The organism is Rhodococcus sp. 2G, assembly GCF_001886355.1.
Taxonomy (GTDB): domain Bacteria; phylum Actinomycetota; class Actinomycetes; order Mycobacteriales; family Mycobacteriaceae; genus Rhodococcus; species Rhodococcus pyridinivorans.
In genome coordinates this window covers 4576668-4592197 of sequence record NZ_CP018063.1, presented here as the reverse complement: position 1 = coordinate 4592197, position 15530 = coordinate 4576668, and the positions used below count along the sequence as shown (strand labels likewise).

Sequence of the window (15530 nt, the reverse complement as noted above, 5' to 3'; positions counted from 1 at the left end):
GAACCTCCCCTCCTCCCCGAAAGGTCAGTGATCCGATGACCGATCTCGCATCCTCCGACTACTTCACCGACGGAGAGATCGCCCAGAGTCCGTTCGAGTACTTCGACCACATGCGCAGTCGCAACCCGGTGTACCGGGAACCCCACTACGGGGTCGTGGTCGTCACCGGCTATCAGGAGGTGGTCGAAGGATTCAAGAACAGCGAGGGACTGTCGGCCGTCAACTCGATCGGAGGTCCGTTCCCGCCGTTGCCCTTCGAACCCGAAGGCGACGACATCACCGAACAGATCGAGGCCCACCGTCACCAGTTCCCGATCTTCGAGCACATGGTGACGATGGACCCACCCGACCACACGCGCGCCCGGTCGCTGCTCGGACGACTCCTCACCCCGAAACGACTGAAGGAGAAAGAGGAGTACCTCTGGGGACTGGCCGACGACGTCATCGACGAATTCGTCGGCGAGGGCCGATGCGAGTTCCTCGGCGATTAAGCAAAACCCTTCGCCACCATGGCGATCACCGACCTGCTCGGTGTGCCGGAAGAGGATCGCGAGGAGTTCCGGCGGGTACTCGGCGCAGGTGAACGGCCCGGCACGCGGGTCGGCGCACTCGATCACGAACCCGTCGGGATCAACCCCCTCGAATTCCTCGACGGACGTTTCGAGAAGTATCTCGCCGACCGGCGTCGCGAACCCCGCAACGACATCCTCAGCGGTCTGGCCGCAGCGACCTATCCGGACGGCTCGATACCCGAACTCCTCGAGGTCGTCCGACCTGCAACCTTCCTGTTCGCCGCCGGCCAGGAGACGGTGACGAAACTCCTCAGTTCGTCGCTGCGGGTCCTATGCGAACGTCCCGAGTACCAGAAGATCCTGCGCGAGGACCGCAGTCTCATCAAACCGTTCATGGAGGAATCGCTGCGCTTCGACAGCCCCACGAAGGTGGACTTCCGCCTGGCGCGCAAGTCCACGACCATCGGCGACGTCGAGGTGCCGGCCGGGACCGTCGTGATGCTGAGCCTCGCCGCTGCGAACCGTGATCCGCGTAAGTTCGATGATCCCAACGAGTTCCGGCTCGATCGGAAGAACTCGCACGATCACATCGCATTCGGCCGCGGTCTGCACACCTGCGCCGGTGCACCGCTCGCACGCATCGAAGGGCACGTCACCCTCAACCGCCTGCTCGATCGGATGGAGGACATCCGCCTCAGCGAGCAGGCACACGGCCCGGAGAACGACCGCGTGTTCGCCTACGAACCCACCTTCCTCCTTCGCGGGCTCGTCGATCTGCATATCGAGTTCACCCGCAGCACGCAGTAACCCGGCAATCCCATGGCTCTGCATCGCCCGACTGGACGGTGCACGAAGTGAGAGGTGTTCAATGGCAGGAAGAGTCGAAGGCAAGGTCGCGTTCATCACCGGAGCCGCACGCGGACAGGGGCGCAGTCACGCCATCCGGCTGGCACAGGAGGGTGCCGACATCATCGCACTCGACATCTGCGGCCCGATCCGGGAGAACGCGCAGATCGAACCGTCCACCCCGGAAGACATGGCCGAAACCGTCGAAGCCGTCAAGAGTCTCAACCGACGGATCGTCACGGCCGAAGTCGACGTCCGCGACTTCGACGCGGTGAAGGCCGCCGTCGACAACGGCGTCGAACAACTGGGCCGTCTCGACATCATCGTCGCCAACGCCGGCATCGGCACCGGTGGCGCGATGCTGCACGAGACGGACGAGTTCGACTGGCAGGAGATGCTCGACATCAACCTGTCCGGCGTGTGGAAGTCGATCAAGGCCGGAGTGCCGCACATCATTGCGGGCGGGAACGGTGGATCGATCGTCCTGACGAGCTCGGTCGGAGGATTGAAGGCATACCCCACCATGGGGCCGTACATCTCCGCGAAGCACGGGATGGTCGGCATGATGCGCACCTTCGCCGTCGAACTGGGGCAGCACTCCATCCGGGTCAACACCGTGCACCCCACCAACGTGAACACACCGATGTTCATGAACGAGGGTGCCATGAAGATGTTCCGTCCCGACCTCGAGAACCCGGGTCCGGAGGACATGAAGGCGGCTACGCAGTTCATGCACGTCCTGCCCGTGGGGTGGGTGGAACCGGAAGACATCAGTAATGCCGTCCTGTTCCTGGCATCCGACGAGTCCCGTTACGTCACCGGACTCACGCTCACGGTTGACGCTGGTAGTACGCTCAAGTGATCGGGCAAGTGGCCGAGCGGGTTCTGTCGGGGAATCCGCTCGGCCACTCCGTTATTCCTCGTCGGGTACGAAGATGTCCTCGATGCGACGCCCGAACAGACGCGCGATGCGGAACGCCAACGGAAGGGACGGGTCGAATCGTCCCTTCTCGATCGAGATGATCGTCTGCCGCGAGACGCCGAGTTCGTCGGCGAGCCTCTGCTGCGACCATCCGCTCTCCGCGCGCAGGGCCGCGAGCGAGTTGCGCACCTCAGACCTTCCGACGCTGCACGGCGTAGCGCACACCGAACGACGCGAAGGCCACGAGAACGACCGCCATCAGCGCGTGCAGGCCCTCGACCTCGATCGGTGCGAACGCCAGAGCGGTGCATCCGAGGCCCGTGACGAGAAGGATGTCGGTGAAAGCGCCCGAGGCGGCTTTCTCGTACCAGGACGCCTCGACCGAATCCTCCGGCCGGTCCGTTGCACCTTCGAGAGTCGACCGATCCACGAGGAGCACCCATGCCAGACCGACCAGCGGAGACACGGTCGCCAACGCCACGGCGATGCCCGAGACGACAGGATGTTCCGGCACCAGTTCGAGTAGTGCACCCACCACTCCGAGTGCCACCGCCGCCACCATGCCGAGGACGATGGCCGGCGGTACGGCGGCGATCCACCGTGTGCCCACTCGAACCTTGCCCCATTTGCTCCGCGCCACCGCCGATCCGGCACCCCCGCTGTCCATCATCGCCCCTTTCACCGTAAAGCGTGATTTACATGTAAAGGTAACTTAACAGCCTCCTCGGCGCAGCGGAAACGAGGGGTTCCGTTCGGCCGGGCAGGTGTCATGATGGATCGAGCAGATCGAGACGCCACGAGGCGAAGGGACTGCCATGGGCCTCTACAACGATCACGTCGTACCGCGACTGGTGAACATCGCCTGTGCACCGTCGTTCACTGAATCGAACCGCAAACGAGTGTGCGCCGGCCTCAGCGGCCGCGTCGTCGAGATCGGATTCGGATCCGGTCTCAACGTTCCCTACTACCCCACCACCGTCGAGTCCGTCAGCGCCGTCGAACCCGCGGACCTCGGATGGAAGCTCGCACGTCCGCGCATCGAGGGCTCCCCCGTGCGCATCGAACGATCCGGCCTGGACGGGCAGTCACTCCCGTTCGAGGACAACACCTTCGACAGCGCACTGTCGACGTGGACCCTGTGCACCATCCCCGATGCCGACGCGGCTTTGCGCGAAGTACGTCGTGTCCTCGCACCGGGCGGCACCCTGCACTTCGTCGAACACGGGCTCGCCCCGGACGAGAACGTCCGACGGTGGCAGCACCGGCTCGAACCGATCCAGAAGCGCGTCGCGGGTGGCTGTCATCTGACACGGCGGATCGCCGACCTCATCCGCGGGGCGGGGTTCGACATCCGCGAACTCGACACCTTCTACGAGGAGAAGACGCCGAAGTTCTTCGGTGCGTTGTCGCTGGGAGTCGCCGAGGCCTCCCGGTAATCGGCGTTGTTCAGCCGACTATCCCCGCGTTCTTCGCCGCCTTCAGCCAGTCGGGGAACTCACTGAGCATGCGCCGGTACAGCTCGGCGTCGGTCACCTTCGAAATGTCGTCGACGCTGAAGAAGCCGGCATTGTCGACGCGGCGGCCGGACATCGTGTTGAGCCGTTCGAGCACACCGTAATTGGCCTTGCCCAGCCCGACGAACTGCCAGAACGCCGGCAGAGCCGAGGCGCTCTTCATCAGGTCGGCGATCTTCTGCTTCTGGGTGAAGCCACCATCGGTGAAGAACAGCACCAGCGTGGGCATCGTCGCTCCCGGGACGAGCGAGTCGATGATCTCGCTCATCACCGGTAGTTCGTCGTTGACGCCGCCGATCCGTCCGTAGTCGATACCGCCATGTGTTCCGCTGAGGTGCAGGTAGGTGGACGACCACCCGTCGACCTCGTGGACGACGATGTCGGGCAGCCGCGCGAACGACTTCGCGTACAGATACGGTTCGAGCTTTCCGTCGTCGTCGACCTGCACCGCGATCGGCACCATACGTTCGACGACCTCGTGGATGCGTTTGCTCGAGTACTCCCGGTTCATGCTGCCGGTCTTGTCGATGACAAGCACGACGCGAGCCCGAACCCCCGGAGCACCCTTGTCGAGCAGCACCTTCGCGACCTCGCGCTTACGCATGTCGAGCTTCTGTCGCTTCTCGAGGGAGAGCTTCTCCTCACCCGCCACGGTGCGCACACCGTGCGGGTCGACGGCGGGCGCGGCAGGCTCGTCGTCGACCTGCACGCCGTGTTCGCGCACGAGCGCGGACAGTCCGGCGTCCCAGCCCGCGGAGACGTTGCGGACCTTCCACGAGTCGTTCCGACGATAGATCTCGAGCAGCACCGCGGCGCGTTCCGTCGTCAGATCCAATGCTCGCGCAGAGGCCGTGCCGGCCGGGTGCGCGACCTCCACACCCAGGCCGGTCACCGTCGCCAGGCTCCCGGGGACGCTGTCGTCGAGTGCGACGGCGATCGACAACCGCTCGATGGCTGCCGGCACCGCCGTGAGGTCGATCGAGAGTTTGTCCGCTGTGACCAGGCGAACCGCGCCCTCCGGTGAGGACGGTTGGTTGAAGAACACGAAGTCGGCGTCGCTGCGGACGCGCGAGTCGGCGCCGAGCTGGAAGACCATCAGGTCGACGGTTCCCTGCCTGGCTCCCGCCACCGAGACCGTGACGACCCCGGTTGCGATTGTCGTGTTCTCACCGCGCGCAAGTTCGGTCATGGGGTTTCCTCGGGAAGGGGACGGACGTCGTGACATCCGCACCCTATCCAGCAAGCGGGCCTTCATGTTCTCAGAGGGGTAACGATCGGGACGAATGTAACGATTTCCCAATGACTGTCCGTACGTCGAAGGGAACTATCGAATGAAGCGTCGCATCCTCGCAACCGGTGTCGCGTGCCTGGCCGCCGTGCTCGTCTCCCCGGCAACAGCGTCCGCTGCTCCTACCGGAAGTGCGGATTCCGGAAGCGCCCAGGTCGCCAACAACTACATCCAGCTTCTGCCGCACCTGGCGGAGGCTGCGATCAACTGCCTCATCACCGGAACTCCACTGCAGCAGTGCGGTTACACCGGTATCGATCCCGCACCCCTGCCGCTGCCCCAGAACTGATAGACCTTCTCACGAAACCTGTTTGATCGGGCCTCGATCGTCCCGGATCATTCGAATATGACTTCCGACGGCCCCGCCCTCGCGGCGCGCACGCTGCTGAAGCAACTCGACCTGGTCTGGCTCTTCACGGAACAACACGTACTGCCGCGGATCGACGAGACGGCCGTGCACTGGGAGCCGTCGTCGAACTGTGTGGGCGTTCGACCAGTCGACGGTCGCCTCGTCGCCGACTGGCCGGACGAGACGGCCGAGGTCCTTCCCGAGCCCACGATTGCGTGGCTGCTCTGGCACATCGAGTGGTGGTGGACGAACACCGTGGCGGTCTGCAGTGGGGGAACTGCGGTCGGGCCGGACGCCTACGAATGGTCCGGCTCGACCGGCCGCATCCGGGCTCTTCGCACCGAATGGGCCGCGCTTCTCGAGACTGCCGACATCGAGAAGACGATCGTCGGCCTCATGCCCGAACCTTCACCTCTGTGGGAAGTAGCCGGGTGGGTCAACTTCGAACTGGCGAAGAATGTTTCGGAGATCAGTCAGGTACTGACGCGGAAGGCGAACACGCCGGGCTGAGAGTTCCGGCGCTCACGCTGCGACGATGCCCGCGACCGGAATACGTGCGTCGACCGCCTGCCGGAAGTTGATCATCGCGCGTTCGAGGTGGTCGCGGTTCGTCACCAGCACAGCGCCCGTGGCTCGCCGTTCGAGCAGAACGTCGTTGGTGAAGCGTGCGTTCTCGACGGTGGAGGTCGACTGCGATTCCTCGGTGATGCGCTCCGGCGGAATGCCTCGCACGACCAGCCAGTCCTTCATGGCCTGCGCTTCGGTGACGCCGTTGCGCGGCACGCCACCGGTGACGACGATCGGAGATTCCGGATAGCGTTGCGCTGCACGGAGAGCTGCCTCGAGCCGTTCTTCGAGCACCGGCCGGATCTTGCCGTCATCGGTGAGTCCGGCCCCGAGCACGACGAGATGCGTACCCCGCGGATTCAGGTCGAGCATCAGCGGGAAGTGCGGTGTCAGCTTCTCGAGCTCGGTGCACGCGATGATCAGCGCGTCGATGGTTCCCTGGCACAGCGGGGTGACGGACAGTGCACCGTTCACGACGGTGTCGATTGCAGGAGTCGCCGCTGCCTGCCCCGTCGATACACCTACCGCGGCTGTGGCCGCGACTGCGGTCGCCACCACCGTGCGTCGCACAGCTCCCACGCGAGTCCCCTTCTTCTCGGATGTCGGCCGTGCCGCACTGTGCCATCTCGACGCGCACTTGTGGGAAGTTGGAGCTCGACGCGAAGAAGTCTCACCATAGGCCGCGTCGGATTCGATGACGGCTGACAATCGGTTTTACATCCAAACCACTGGTCTATCCATGAACAAGCGCGACAATCGTTGCAAGAGGCGCCATTCGGACGAATCACTGCGCTTTCCGTACTTGCAGAACAGACAGAAACAGAACGTGTGTTCGAGTTGACGACTTCGCACACCCGTGCGACCATCCCTCCACCGACCTGAAAACAGGTCGACCCCGGAAGGTGCGCCAACACCTCACCGGGGTCTGGGCACAAGACAGATAGGGACTGTCATGCACCGTAGGGTGGAGTCTATCCACACGCCTTCGAGAGGCGTATTCCAGCAACGAGCCGCGAGCGCATTCGTCCGCGCCGGTCGCCGCACACCCGCTCCCCCGGGTTCACGCCCGACGTCCTGACTTTCCAGCCCTCCGATCCACCGTGATCGGAGGGCTCGAGGCGTTTCACCTGCATCGTCGCGCACGAGGGCCGTTCCGGTAGCCGAGGCGCGTCGACGCAGCTCGTCGCTCGTCTCCCACAGTCCGACGTCAGCGCGCCGACGCTGCGAGCCGGGGCCGTTCCCTGTCTCGAAACCGACTGGGCACCAGTATCCCTCGTCTCCACAGCTGGTGGTGGAGCACCCGATCGTGCGGGTCGACACGAACGACCGGGTCCAGTGCGAGCCGCACGTCCTCCGCGACGTGGGGCTATCCGTGCTGGCCGAGACGGTCTATCGGGGCATGGCGACCGGGCAGCCTTGGGGAAGGGGACGACGACTCAGGGACCCGAAGGGTCTCCGATCGGTCGAGGGCAGCCGCCCGCAGGGCGCCCGATTCGTTCCCGATCGAATTCATCCTCGTTGCGCGAACCCCGGGTGGAGTGCTGTGATCGAAGCACGGGTCTACGGGAGGGGCCGACGTGACCGGCGTCGTTCAGTTCCGCGAGCGGAACGACACCCCGAAGGAACAGGCCTCTTCCGGCCGAATCGCCTCGACCATCAAGGATCTCGGACTGAAGGCCGCGATGGCGGGCCTGCGGGTCGAGGCCCTACGGCCGGGATCGGTGGGATTCCCGAGGGGCGGCCGGCATCCGTCGAACACCGCCACCGAGGATCTCTCACGCACGGAGCAACCGATGGCCTAACAACCGCTGAACTCGTCCTCTTTCAGAACCGACAGCACTGGGTCGCCTTCACCGATCGATGCTCCCGCCGAGGGAGTCTGGTCGACGACGACCCAGTTCCTGTCCCATACCTGCGCGCGTCCCTGACCGGTCGCGTCGACGCTCGTGGAGTAGAACACGCCGGCGGCCTGGATGGTGTCCTGTGCCGCTTGAAGATCCATGCACACGACGTTCGGCATCACCGCAGTGGACGCGACAGCCGCGACCTGCGTGGTGGAAACTCTCGTGGCGGGAGTGGTTTCCGGAGCGACGGTCCGCGCCGTGGTGGCAGCCGACGTCGTGTACGGCGTGGTGGTCGTCGGTGCGGCAGCGCGAGGAGTCGTACTCGCGTCGTCCTTCGTGGGTGAATCCAGCCCGTCCGAGATATCGCTGATGATTCCCATAAGGACGATCAGTCCGGCGACGGCAGCGGCGATGACCACCCCGCGCCGGATCCTCGGAGGCTTCGGCGGCTCGGGCGGCGGCGCCATCGCCGCCCGCACATCCCCTGCAAGGAACGCGCGGTGGCCGGCTTCGGCACGTGCGGCGATCGCGTCCTGCTCGGCCTTGATGCGCCTGCGGTGGTCGCGCAGGGGCTTGCCGATCGCGAGATATCCCAGGCCGGCCGCGAATGCCACGAACAGGATCGCGTCGGCAAGGTTGCCGTTGACTACTTCCACGATCGCCAGCCACAGCGTGATGGCGGCGAACATCCCCGCTACGACTCGCAGGTAGGGGACGACGAACTTCATGTTTCTCCTTCAACCCGACACCAGGCCCCGTGTGCCGCTGCTTTCTCGACCGCACACGCGCTGAGCGCCTTCCTGAACTGGTGTCGGAGCACCGCCCCTCGTCGTTACGGGAGGCCGTTGATGGAGGTCATGCGGCCATGGTGGGTGCGATGGCCTCCATCTGCTCGATAACGAGCTTGGTAGCGCTGGTGCGACGGTCCGGCGGTCCGGCGGGCGCAGACCTCACCCGCCCGGGTCCACATCTCCGACGGCGTGCTGCGTCGCACCTTGAAGGACGTCGCCGAGTCGTTCCCGGCCGCACAGTTCGTCGATACGGCCTTCGGCCCGTTCGGCGTGCTTCTCACTCGCGCATCCGACACCATCGGGGCACACGTCGCGGCCCTGCTCGCAGCGGACGAAGCACGCCGCGAGGCGGCACTCGAAGCGCGCCCGCCGCTGGTGGTCGCGACCGACGCATCGAAGGCCCGCAATCGTCGCGGCACCGGACTCGGCTGCGTATCGAACGCCGGTGCACATCACATGCGGATGGCCTGCGACGCCCGATCGATCCTCGAAGGCGAACTCCTCGCGATCGACATGGCCGTCGCTCGCTTCATGCACCCCAAGCTGCACATCCTCACCGACAGCCGGCTTGCCCTCGCCTGCATCGAGGGCACCTACGAAGGCCGTCTCGAGATCGCGGACGTCGTAGAGCGCATCCGGAATCGGATCAAGGGTCGCACCGTCAAGTTCTCGTGGGTGCGCGGGCACAGCGGACACCCGCTCAACGAGGTCGCCGATCGGCTGGCGGTCGCGGCGAGGCGCTGCCACGACGCGAACGTTTCGCCGGAGGTGGCGTCGACGATCGCGAACAACATCGTCGCTTCGTTGAAGAACCCGCTTCCCGAAACCGCTTGACCCGAACAAGTTCCACGAATTGCAAATAGGAGACCCAATGAGTACTCGAGATTTCGACCAGCGCTACAACGCACATCTGATCGCGTCGCTCGCCGCAAGCGTCGGCATCATGCTCGGCAGCATCGGCCCCTGACCCAGATGGTCGACCAGCAGGGTTGTGAGCCTCATCTTCAGGTTGTCTACCTCTCGAGAAGCTTGTCGGGCACAGCAACATAGGCAGTGGGACGAGTGAGATGTACCCTGGCAATTTGCACACAACGGCGCAATCCTCCGCCCTCGACCGAGGGCAGCAGAGCGCGAAGTGGTCATAGGTGCGCGCTATTACGCGCTCTGCTGACCGTCTCGCGCTCCGCTGCCGGGGTCGGTGAGTGCGGGCTCCCGCGAGGTGTCCTTCAACGCCACCCCCGACGCCCCCAACTGTCGGGCCCCGTTCACGAGGGCTGCGACGACGCGCGCCGCGTGCTCGTAGGTCATCCCGCCGGGCGGGTGGATGTTCGACACGCAGTTGCGTTCGGCGTCACTGCGTCCCGGCGTCGGGTGGTGCGTCAGGTACACGCCGACACTGTCGGCCACCGACAGGCCGGGTCGTTCGCCGATGATCACGAGCATCGTCGTGACGCCGAGTTGTTCACCGATATGGTCGCCCAGCGCGACGCGGGCCTGCGTCGCGATCACCGGTGACGCCACGGTCAACCCGGGCAGGGCAGCGACGATCGCCGCGAGCAGATCGGGTCCGTGGGCGTCGAGAGCGGTGGACGACAACCCGTCGCACAGCGCGATACCGAGATCGGCCTCCATGCGCGGCAGCGTGGTCCCCTCGGCGAGCTGCCGGCCGAGGTCGGGGCGACGCAGATACGTACTGCGATCTCCTGCTGCACTTTCCACGATCAACTGCTCACCGAGCCCGAGATCACGAACCCGCTGAGCCAAGGAATGCACATCGAGCGGGACGTGCACGGCGTCGCGCGCCTCGGCATGGGCCGCCACGAATTCCAGATGACGGCGCGTCGGGATGCTGTTCCCGGTGCGTCCCAGGCCGATCCGTGCCTGGGTGTTCCGGCGCAATTCGTCCCACAGGTCGCTCACAAGGCACCTCCGAGTGCGCGCAGAGGGGACGCGCCGACGTCCACCGGCAGGATGCGACCGACGTCGTCCGCCATGCCCTGCCTGCGTAGCCAGTCCTCGAATTCCGGTGCCGGCCGCAGGTCGGCGGCCTCCCGCACGTACAGCACGTCGTGGAACGACAGCGACTGGTAGCCGAGCATCACGTCGTCGGCGCCCGGCACGGTGATGACGAATGCTGTTCCGGCGACGGCCAAGAGGGTCAGCAGGGTGTCCATGTCGTCCTGGTCGGCCTCGGCATGGTTGGTGTAGCAGACGTCCACACCCATCGGCAGGCCGAGGAGTTTGCCGCAGAACTGGTCTTCGAGACCCGCGCGGATGATCTGCTTGCCGTCGTACAGGTATTCCGGTCCGATGAACCCGACGACCGTGTTGACGAGCAGCGGATCGAACTCGCGCGCAACGGCATACGCGCGCGCTTCGAGCGTCTGTTGATCCACCGGTCTGCCCCCGGTCCCGAAATGGGTGCCCGACGACAACGCCGAGCCCTGCCCGGTCTCGAAGTACATGACGTTGCTGCCGACGGTCCCCCGTCGCAGCGACCTGCCGGCCTCGTTGCCCTCCCGCAGCACTGCGAGGTCCACCCCGAAGCTGCGGTTGGCGCCCTCGGTGCCGGCGACGGACTGGAACACCAGGTCGACCGGCGCGTCCTTCTCGATCAGATCGATGGTGGTGGTGACGTGGGTCAGCACGCACGACTGTGTGGGGATCTCGAATCGTTGCCGGATCTCGTCGAGCAGGTGCAGCAGGTCGGACACGGCGTGCGGTGAGTCGCTCGCCGGATTGATGCCGACCACCGCGTCGCCGCATCCCATCAGCAGACCGTCGAGGACGGACGCGGCGACCCCACGCGGGTCGTCGACGGGATGGTTCGGTTGCAGGCGCGTCGCGAGACGGCCGGGCAACCCGATGGTCGTGCGGAACGCGCTGGTCACCGTCGCAGCGCGGGAGACCGCGATGAGGTCCTGGTTGCGCATGATCTTGCTGGTCGCCGCGACCATCTCCGGGGTGAGTCCCGGCGCGAGTGCCGCGAGCACGTCGGCGGAGTCCGGTCGGGCCGCGACCTCCAGGAGGTGGTCGCGCAGTTCCCCGACGGTCATGTGCGAGACCGGCGCGAAGGCCGTCGCGTCGTGGGTGTCGACGATCAGCCTGGTGACCTCGTCGGTCTCGTACGGGACGACTGCCTCGGTGAGGAAGGTGGTCAGCGGGAGGTCGGCGAGGGCCAGCTGTGCCGCGGCGCGTTCTGCATCCGAGCTGGCAGCGCATCCGGAGAGTTCATCGCCCGAGCGGCGCGGAGAGGCTTTCCCGAGCAGGTCGACGAGGCCGTCGAAGACGTAACCGGTTCCGCCGAGCTGTTGTCGGTAGATCGTCATCGAGGCCTCCCGCGCAGGACCGGTTCGACGGATGTGAGCACGCAGTGGAGTGCAGCATTCCACTATTTCGCCGTCGTGTCCGGCGAGTGTCGCGAACGAAACGCCGCTGGTCGTCGGTTCCTAGCCTCGCTGATACCAGACGTTCGTCACCCGCTGCGCCATGTGCCGCATCCCCGCAGCGGTAGGGTGCAGTGCCTTCGCCAGCGACAGCGACTGCCGTCCCTCGTAGAAGCGCTGCTCGGAGGGCGCACACGCGTCGTGTCCTTCGGATCCGGCCATGACGTCGACGAACTCGGCACCGGCCTCGCCGGCGGAGCGGGCGAGTACTCGGTTCATCCGCACGAAGAAGTTCGTCACGAAGGAGGCGTCGGCATCGCTGGTGGGGATGTTGGGCCAGCACCCCCGGTTGCCGAAGACACCGCCGTGCCCGACCAGCAAAACCCGTGCGCGCGGTGCGCGTTGCTGGACGGCGGTGAGTGTCGCGGTGAGCTTCGGTCCGAGTGCACTCAGGGCGGTGTCCATGCGCGACGTGGTGCCCGAATCGGTGCGGCAGTGCGCATCGCCGCCCGGAAGCTCGGTGTAACAGGCCGAGACGAGCCCCGCCCAGCCGACATCGTTGCCGCCGATGCTCAGCGTGACGAGATTCGTGTCCGGAGGGAGCGAATCGATCTGCGGCGGGACCGATCCGGTCGACGTCTGCTGCGGGACGGACGTGATGTGCTCGGTGCGTGCACCCGAACACGCGACGTTGACGAAGCTGACGGTCTGAAGCGAACCCGCGACGAGGTTCGGATATCCCGCATCCGCGCGGGCACATCCGCTGAGCATCGCCGCTGCGTCGAGGTAGGGTCCGGCGGCACGCGAGTCACCGAGCGCGACGTATCGGATGCCCTGCTCGCTACCCGGGTCGCTCATCGCGGACACCGGCCACACCATCGATGCAGCTGCCATGCCGGCGACGATCCCGGCTCGCACAATCGTCTTCATCCAGACCCTCCGGCAGCGTGGTTCTCCCGGGCATGAGATCGGCACGAATTACAAACGCGTTACGAGCACCGGGTGAAGATCACGGATGAAGCTCGGGCACACATCCTCCCACCAGCGCATTTTGTTTACTCCCCCCTTCGAACGGCTACCGTCGACCTGTGACCGTCCACAAAGTTCTCGACGGCCGCTACGAGCTGAGCGGTCTGCTCGGCGTGGGCGGCAGCGGCGAGATCCACGACGGTTGGGACACCCGCCTCCACCGGCCCGTCGCCGTCAAACTGCTCGGACGGGAGGTCTGCAGCAGACCGGACGTACGACGTCGTTTCGAAGTCGAGGCCCGGGCCGCCGCGGCCCTGAACCACCCTCGCATCGTCGCCGTATACGACACGGGTGAACACGACGGACGTCCCTACATCGTTATGGAACGGCTCTCCGGCCGGACCCTCGCCGACGACATCACCCGCGGACCCCTACCCGCCGATCGGGTGCGCACGGTGCTCGCCGGAATTCTCGAGGCGCTCGTCGCCGCGCACGGTGCGGGGATCCTCCACCGGGACATCAAGCCGGCGAACGTGCTCATCACAGAGAACGGCGAGATCAAGGTCGCCGACTTCGGTATCGCGAAGAGCGTCGGCGACGACCTCACCCACACCGGTGAACTCGTGGGGACCGTCGCCTATCTGAGCCCGGACCGCATCACCGGACACCCCGCGTCCGTGACGGACGATCTGTACGCGGTCGGCATCGTCGGCTACGAGTCCCTGTGCGGGCGGAGGCCGTTCGCCGAGGACAACATCCTCGCGCTGGCACGGGCCATCACGCACGACCGTCCGCGGCCACTCGCCGATCTCCGCCCGGACGCCCATCCGGGGTTCGTCGCAGTGATCGAACGGGCCATGGCACGAGAGCCTTCCGACCGGTTCCGCAGTGCGCACGAGATGCTCGCGGCATTGCAGAATTCCGACGGAAACCGCGCTGCGACAGCCTTCCTTCCGGCGAGTGAGATCGGCGGACCGACGACCACTGCAGGCACGGACCGTTCCCGTGGAGTTCTCGTCGCAGCGGGTCTGACGCTGGTCGGGGCGCTCGCCGTGGGCGGTCTCGCACTCGGATTCGGGCGGGGCGATTCCCCGCCGGCGGCCACACCGGAGACGCGGACGCCGGGCATGTCCGCATCGACGCCCGAGCGGGTACCGGCCACCACCGAGCTTCCTGCGACCCCCGAATCCACGGTCGCCCCGGCGCGCACAGCGGACGAGACCGCCGTGGTTCCGCCCGTCGTGCCCGCTCCGGAGACCACTCCCGTCGCACCGCCTGCGGATGCCGGGCCCACGAGGTCCGAACCCGAGTCCCGCGGGAACAGCGGACCCGGCAACAACAACGGTAACGGAAACGGAAACTCGCAGGGGAACAACGGGAACCACAACGGCAACAACGGCAATGGGAACGGGAACACCGGCAACGGGAACAGTGGCCGCGGTAACGGGTGAGATCGCTCAGCTCGAGGCGCGCACCACGAGTTCGACGGGAAGTCGCGTCGATTCCGTTTCTCCATTTCGCACGAGTTCGAGGAGCCGCTCGATGGCCGTCACCCCGATATCGTGCGCGGGCGATCGCACGGTGGTGAGCGGAACCGGCAGCTGCGCCACGACGGGGATGTCGTTGTAGCCGACCACGGCGAGATCGTCCGGGATGGACAGACCGAGGTCGCGGGCGACACCGAGGATGCCGATGGCGATGGTGTCGCTGACCGCGAAGATCGCGCGGGGACGGTCGGGGCGGTCCAGCAGCGCACGCGCGGCCTCCACACCCCCGGCGACGTCGAAGCTCGACCGCATGATCCGCTCGGGCGGCAGTGGCGCCGACGCTTCCTTCAGAGTGTCGACGAAGCCGTCGCGGCGGTCGCGGGCGGTGCTGGCGTGGTCGGGGCCGGCGATGATCGCCAGGTCGTCGTAGCCGCGGTCGAGAAGGTGCCGGGCGGCCAGTGCTCCACCCCGGTAGTCGTCGCCCACCACGAACGGCAACCCCGCATCGGCGTGCCGGGTGACCGCGAGGATGGGCAGCGATCCGAGTACCAGCGACTCGACGAACGGACCACCCGGGAGGTGCATGCTGCTCAGCAGCAGACCGTCGACCTGCCGGCCCACGAGCAGCGCGATGGCGCGACGTTGTGCCTCGAGGTCGTCGGGCGGGCTCGACAGCAGTACCGAGTAGCCCGCTTTCGTGGCGGCTTCCTCGATGCCCTGGTAGGTCGTGGCGACCACGCCGTCGGTGAGTCGCGGCATGACGACACCGAGGGTCGTGGTCTTGCGGGTCCGCAAGCTCGCCGCCCACAGGTTGGGGCGATATCCCAGTTCGGCCGCGACCTCCCGCACCCGCAGTGCCGAGTCCGACCAGCCGTCGACCGGTTCGGGCTGGCGCAGCACACGGGATGCCGTCGAGACGTGGACACCGGCGCGCTCGGCGATCTCCTTGAGCGTCGGGGCGCGGTCGGGACGGGGCATGCGGCTCTCCTGCTCGTACGGCATCGAGTTCGCGTTCCGAGTTGACGTGCCCGGAACGTGTCTTTAGCGTAGGCCAT

General features: G+C 66.2%; 16 protein-coding genes and 1 pseudogene. 8 read left to right on the top strand and 9 right to left on the bottom strand.

All coding sequences use genetic code 11. The annotated features are described in order from the left end of the window. The first annotated feature begins 35 nt into the window (after positions 1-35). Positions 36-1319 (top strand): annotated as a pseudogene (locus BO226_RS21800) (cytochrome P450). 61 nt (positions 1320-1380) lie between these two features. Then, entirely contained in the window at positions 1381-2220 is an 840-nt protein-coding gene (locus BO226_RS21795; RefSeq protein WP_060652688.1) for a mycofactocin-coupled SDR family oxidoreductase, read from the top strand. Positions 2221-2271: 51 nt separating this feature from the next. On the opposite strand, the gene BO226_RS21790 is transcribed toward BO226_RS21795, so the two are convergent. Both BO226_RS21790 and BO226_RS21785 read right to left on the bottom strand, forming a co-directional pair. Continuing rightward, positions 2272-2469 carry a helix-turn-helix transcriptional regulator gene (locus BO226_RS21790; RefSeq protein ID WP_060652687.1) on the bottom strand — a complete coding sequence of 66 codons (198 nt, stop codon included), beginning with the start codon at positions 2467-2469 and terminating at the stop codon, positions 2272-2274. 1 nt (position 2470) lies between these two features. After that, on the bottom strand, positions 2471-2950 hold the full coding sequence (locus BO226_RS21785) for a hypothetical protein (RefSeq protein WP_071936048.1): 480 nt from the start codon (positions 2948-2950) through the stop codon (positions 2471-2473). A 145-nt stretch (positions 2951-3095) separates the two neighbouring features. Here BO226_RS21785 and BO226_RS21780 point away from each other — a divergent pair, with 145 nt between their 5' ends. Further along, positions 3096-3716, top strand: a complete 621-nt coding sequence (locus tag BO226_RS21780; RefSeq protein ID WP_071936047.1) for a class I SAM-dependent methyltransferase — start codon at positions 3096-3098, stop codon at positions 3714-3716. Positions 3717-3726: 10 nt separating this feature from the next. Here BO226_RS21780 and BO226_RS21775 read toward each other — a convergent pair whose 3' ends face one another. Next, positions 3727-4983, bottom strand: a complete 1257-nt coding sequence (locus BO226_RS21775) for a vWA domain-containing protein (RefSeq protein WP_071936046.1) — start codon at positions 4981-4983, stop codon at positions 3727-3729. Between the two features lie 142 nt (positions 4984-5125). On the opposite strand from BO226_RS21775, the gene BO226_RS21770 reads away from it, so the two are divergent. Both BO226_RS21770 and BO226_RS21765 read left to right on the top strand, forming a co-directional pair. Continuing rightward, entirely contained in the window at positions 5126-5371 is a 246-nt protein-coding gene (locus BO226_RS21770) for a hypothetical protein (protein WP_071936045.1), read from the top strand. Between the two features lie 57 nt (positions 5372-5428). Next, positions 5429-5941: a DinB family protein gene (locus tag BO226_RS21765; RefSeq protein ID WP_071936044.1), complete on the top strand. Its 513-nt coding sequence runs from the start codon at positions 5429-5431 to the stop codon at positions 5939-5941. A 12-nt stretch (positions 5942-5953) separates the two neighbouring features. Here the strand turns inward: BO226_RS21765 and BO226_RS21760 are convergent, their stop codons facing one another. Further along, positions 5954-6568, bottom strand: coding sequence for a YdcF family protein (locus BO226_RS21760; protein ID WP_006554700.1), 615 nt, complete (start codon positions 6566-6568; stop codon positions 5954-5956). Between the two features lie 1007 nt (positions 6569-7575). On the opposite strand from BO226_RS21760, the gene BO226_RS21755 reads away from it, so the two are divergent. Continuing rightward, entirely contained in the window at positions 7576-7800 is a 225-nt protein-coding gene (locus BO226_RS21755; protein WP_232238007.1) for a hypothetical protein, read from the top strand. Here BO226_RS21755 and BO226_RS21750 read toward each other — a convergent pair. Continuing rightward, positions 7797-8570 carry a PASTA domain-containing protein gene (locus BO226_RS21750; protein ID WP_024102313.1) on the bottom strand — a complete coding sequence of 258 codons (774 nt, stop codon included), beginning with the start codon at positions 8568-8570 and terminating at the stop codon, positions 7797-7799. The genes BO226_RS21755 and BO226_RS21750 overlap by 4 nt on opposite strands. Positions 8571-8822: 252 nt before the next feature. Between BO226_RS21750 and BO226_RS21745 the strand changes: the two genes are divergently transcribed. Beyond that, entirely contained in the window at positions 8823-9467 is a 645-nt protein-coding gene (locus tag BO226_RS21745; protein WP_071936043.1) for a ribonuclease HI, read from the top strand. A gap of 321 nt (positions 9468-9788) precedes the next feature. On the opposite strand, the gene eutC is transcribed toward BO226_RS21745, so the two are convergent. From eutC to BO226_RS21730, 3 genes are all read right to left on the bottom strand, one after another. Next, the gene (gene eutC, locus BO226_RS21740) at positions 9789-10553 is read right to left on the bottom strand and encodes an ethanolamine ammonia-lyase subunit EutC (RefSeq protein ID WP_071936042.1); all 765 of its coding nucleotides are present in this window, start codon (positions 10551-10553) and stop codon (positions 9789-9791) included. Beyond that, positions 10550-11962: an ethanolamine ammonia-lyase subunit EutB gene (locus BO226_RS21735; protein ID WP_071936041.1), complete on the bottom strand. Its 1413-nt coding sequence runs from the start codon at positions 11960-11962 to the stop codon at positions 10550-10552. Before BO226_RS21735 ends, eutC begins: the two co-directional genes overlap by 4 nt. 120 nt (positions 11963-12082) lie before the next feature. Then, positions 12083-12949 carry an SGNH/GDSL hydrolase family protein gene (locus BO226_RS21730; RefSeq protein ID WP_071936040.1) on the bottom strand — a complete coding sequence of 289 codons (867 nt, stop codon included), beginning with the start codon at positions 12947-12949 and terminating at the stop codon, positions 12083-12085. Positions 12950-13107: 158 nt separating this feature from the next. Here BO226_RS21730 and BO226_RS21725 point away from each other — a divergent pair, with 158 nt between their 5' ends. Further along, positions 13108-14439 carry a serine/threonine-protein kinase gene (locus BO226_RS21725; protein WP_071936039.1) on the top strand — a complete coding sequence of 444 codons (1332 nt, stop codon included), beginning with the start codon at positions 13108-13110 and terminating at the stop codon, positions 14437-14439. A gap of 6 nt (positions 14440-14445) precedes the next feature. On the opposite strand, the gene BO226_RS21720 is transcribed toward BO226_RS21725, so the two are convergent. Further along, positions 14446-15453 (bottom strand): LacI family DNA-binding transcriptional regulator, encoded by a 1008-nt coding sequence (locus BO226_RS21720; protein ID WP_024102320.1) that lies wholly within the window; start codon positions 15451-15453, stop codon positions 14446-14448. Positions 15454-15530: the final 77 nt, after the last annotated feature.

Bases quoted from the DNA above. Each gene is read 5' to 3' on its own strand.
- BO226_RS21765 (WP_071936044.1), top strand. From the start codon at position 5,429: ATGACTTCCGACGGCCCCGCCCTCGCGGCGCGCACGCTGCTGAAGCAA.
- BO226_RS21780 (WP_071936047.1), top strand. From the start codon at position 3,096: ATGGGCCTCTACAACGATCACGTCGTACCGCGACTGGTGAACATCGCC.
- BO226_RS21720 (WP_024102320.1), bottom strand. From the start codon at position 15,453: ATGCCCCGTCCCGACCGCGCCCCGACGCTCAAGGAGATCGCCGAGCGC.
- BO226_RS21785 (WP_071936048.1), bottom strand. From the start codon at position 2,950: ATGATGGACAGCGGGGGTGCCGGATCGGCGGTGGCGCGGAGCAAATGG.
- BO226_RS21750 (WP_024102313.1), bottom strand. From the start codon at position 8,570: ATGAAGTTCGTCGTCCCCTACCTGCGAGTCGTAGCGGGGATGTTCGCC.
- BO226_RS21775 (WP_071936046.1), bottom strand. From the start codon at position 4,983: ATGACCGAACTTGCGCGCGGTGAGAACACGACAATCGCAACCGGGGTC.
- BO226_RS21735 (WP_071936041.1), bottom strand. From the start codon at position 11,962: ATGACGATCTACCGACAACAGCTCGGCGGAACCGGTTACGTCTTCGAC.
- BO226_RS21730 (WP_071936040.1), bottom strand. From the start codon at position 12,949: ATGAAGACGATTGTGCGAGCCGGGATCGTCGCCGGCATGGCAGCTGCA.
- BO226_RS21795 (WP_060652688.1), top strand. From the start codon at position 1,381: ATGGCAGGAAGAGTCGAAGGCAAGGTCGCGTTCATCACCGGAGCCGCA.
- BO226_RS21770 (WP_071936045.1), top strand. From the start codon at position 5,126: ATGAAGCGTCGCATCCTCGCAACCGGTGTCGCGTGCCTGGCCGCCGTG.